We start from the raw sequence: 608 nt of genomic DNA on the forward strand, positions 1-608 counted from the left end.
CCACGAAATTTGGCATGTTTTACGGTTGGAGTTATTCAAGAACTTGAGCCGACAATACGGAATTGCCGACCGAGAAAAACGATGGGCAAAGGAAGCAAGAAGATTAGAACAAAGAACTTTTCTGCCCTTTGCCTAACGCCAAATTAAGTAGTGAGCAACGCTACCACCTACCTGAACCATTGTGCCGTAATCACTAAAGCCGATTCAAACCAAAAATGCCAAGCGTTGCGAATCTGCTTGAATTTATTGTTAGGCTTACTTCTCATCGTTTCTACGATGCTTCCACCATGTAAACCAACCACCCACCAGCAAAGCTAACCAAGCAAGTACATCAATGAAAGCAATACCGTTAACTTGAATGCCTACATCGCGGAACAGTTTGTCCCAATGCGCTTTACCAGCACCTTTTTGATAGTCAATTAGATTGCCTTCTTCGTCCTTGTATACCAACTTGTCGTAACCGGTGTTTTTCAAGATAGTTGCCATCATTTGCTCGCTTATTAAGCAGCTTCTCTTTCTGGATTTAGGTGGACTTCGCCAACTGGCTTACAGTTCCTGATATCACCAGTCCATCGTTCAGGTTTTCGCTGTTTTGCAGCGAGTAATAC

The 608-nt window shown here is 43.3% G+C and carries 1 protein-coding gene; it reads right to left on the minus strand.

Annotated features, from left to right (window positions below; translation table 11 throughout):
* Positions 1-255: 255 nt before the first annotated feature.
* Complete coding sequence (locus ELS82_RS25740; RefSeq protein ID WP_244230896.1) at positions 256-489, minus strand: hypothetical protein; 234 nt, start codon at positions 487-489, stop codon at positions 256-258.
* Positions 490-608 lie beyond the last annotated feature (119 nt).

Source organism: Vibrio ouci (genome assembly GCF_004551525.1).
GTDB classification, from domain to species: domain Bacteria; phylum Pseudomonadota; class Gammaproteobacteria; order Enterobacterales; family Vibrionaceae; genus Vibrio; species Vibrio ouci.